At 54.9% G+C, this 2,358-nt stretch carries 3 protein-coding genes; all 3 read left to right on the top strand.

Annotated elements, in window-relative coordinates; translation table 11 throughout:
- A partial coding sequence (locus WBM60_RS16990; protein WP_424283384.1) for a TOBE domain-containing protein occupies window positions 1–563 on the top strand: 563 nt, incomplete at its 5' end.
- Window positions 564–638: 75 nt separating this feature from the next.
- Window positions 639–1,724, top strand: coding sequence for an ABC transporter ATP-binding protein (locus WBM60_RS16995; RefSeq protein ID WP_424283385.1), 1,086 nt, complete (start codon window positions 639–641; stop codon window positions 1,722–1,724).
- Between the two features lie 133 nt (window positions 1,725–1,857).
- The coding region (locus WBM60_RS17000) for a carbohydrate ABC transporter permease (RefSeq protein WP_424283386.1) at window positions 1,858–2,358 on the top strand (501 nt) is incomplete at its 3' end.

Genomic DNA, 2,358 nt, shown 5'->3' on the forward strand with positions numbered 1-2,358 from the left:
AGCTGCAGGATATTTTTAAGCAGCGTGAGGCCATCGTCGTCTATACGACCACGGAGCCGACCGAAGCATTGATGCTGGGCGGCAATATTGTGGTCATGCATGAAGGACATATTCTGCAGGCCGGGCCGACGGCCGAAGTCTACCGGCATCCGGACACCGCGCACGTGGCGGAAATATTTTCCGATCCACCGATCAACTTTGTCGTCGGCAAAGTGTTACAAAACCGGGCCTGGCTCGGGGAGCAGATTCAATTGCCGCTCAAGGGGCATCTGGCCGGGCTTGCCGAGGGAAATTACACTTTCGGTGTCCGCTGCAACCATCTTTTCCTCAAGGCGTCGACCGATTCTGATATCCAGATCAGGACCGTGGTGGAACTGAGTGAAATCAACGGCTCCGAAACCTTTATCCACGTGGAATACGAGGGCCAAAAGCTGGTGGTACAGGACGAAGGAGTGCACCAATTGAAAATCGGGCGGGAGATTACGCTTTACGTCAATCCCTGCCACTTTTTCGTCTACAACAAACAGGGCCGGCTGGCGGCCTCACCGGATCGGACCTGTTAGGGCGTTTTGCCGAGACACTAATTTCTCTTTAATCTCAAAAGCTTCCCCGCATGAGGGGAATCTGGAGCCTAAGCCATGGCGTGCATCCGCATGCAGGAAGTCGCCCACAGCTATCTTCCCAAAATCCAGACCTTCGAGGAGTATGCCCTCAAGCGGATTCACATGACCTGGGAAGACGGCGGTGCTTACGCCCTTTTAGGGCCTTCGGGATGCGGTAAAACCACCATGCTCAATATTATCTCGGGCCTGCTCGTACCCAGTCAAGGGCGCGTGCTGTACGATGAATCCGACGTGACCAGTCTGCCGCCGGAAAAACGAAACATCGCTCAGGTATTTCAATTCCCTGTGCTATACGACACAATGACCGTCGCCGAGAATCTGGCTTTTCCGCTGCGCAACCGGGGTGTCCCCGCCGACCAAATCCGCCGCCGGGTCAAAGAGGTGGCCGACATGCTGGATCTTTCGACCGTATTGAATAAAAAAGCAGCCGGCCTGACCGCCGATGCCAAACAGAAGATTTCCCTGGGACGGGGTTTGGTACGCAGCGACGTCGCCGCTATCTTGTTCGACGAACCCCTGACGGTCATCGATCCTCATTTGAAATGGCAGCTGAGGCGCAAGCTTAAGGAAATTCATGAGCGAGCCGGTACGACCATGATCTATGTTACCCATGACCAGGTCGAGGCCATGACTTTTGCCGACAACATTGTCGTGATGTATGAAGGCGAAGTCGTTCAGGTCGGCACGCCCGAAGAACTTTACGAAAAACCGAAACATAAATTTGTCGGCTATTTCATCGGCAGTCCGGGCATGAATTTTCTCGAATGCAAGGTGGAAGGCGGCCTGGCCTATGTCAACGGGGTCGCCATTCCCCTGGATCATACGCTGGCCGGGTCGGCCGGCGGCGCCAAAGGAAAGTTGGAGCTGGGTATCCGCCCCATGCATCTGGAAGTGCACGCCAACGCAGTGGATGCCGGAATCGCGGTCGCAGTCAAATCGGTGGAAGATCAAGGCAATTGCAAGATTGTCACGATGTCGCTCGAGGGCCAGATCGTTCGTGCTAGAGTTCCTGAAGAACAACCGGCACCCGGTGAAAAAGCCTGGCTTCGGTTTCCGCCCCAATGGACCCGGCTCTTTGCCGATGAGCGAATGATTGTCTGAATCTGATCTTAAAGGTGATGGATCTGAAGGCTGCGAACAGCAAAGGCCGGCATGGGTAAGCGCCTCGCACCTAGCGGCGCGTACCACCCCGTAATGGAATTGGCCTTCAGTCGAACAGAAACGGAGCCTGCCAATGGAAAAATGGGAAGATAACAGGGCCTGGTACCTCGTTTTGCCGGTATTTGTTATCGTGGCCTTCAGCGCCATTATACCGCTGATGACGGTGGTCAACTACTCGCTCCAGGATATCTTCGGCCCGGGCAATGCCGTCTTTGTGGGAACCGAATGGTTCAAGGAGATGTTGACCGACTATCGGCTCCACGATGCCTTATGGCGTCAATTTTTATTCTCAGGTTTGGTCCTGCTCATCGAAATACCCTTGGGCATTCTCATTGCGTTGACCATGCCCAAAAAGGGTTGGGGCGTCTCGGCCAGCCTGGTCATTCTGGCTGTTCCGCTGCTGATCCCCTGGAATGTGATCGGCACGATCTGGATCATCTTCACCCGGCCGGATATCGGCTTGTTCGGTAAGGGGATCAACAGCCTGAATATTCTCGATGTGCCCTTCGATCATACGGCCAGACCGCTTTATGCCTGGATCACCCTGACGGCCATGGAGGTCTGGCATTGGACG

It is taken from the genome of Eudoraea sp., from assembly GCF_049669105.1.
Lineage (GTDB): Bacteria > Bacteroidota > Bacteroidia > Flavobacteriales > Flavobacteriaceae > Eudoraea.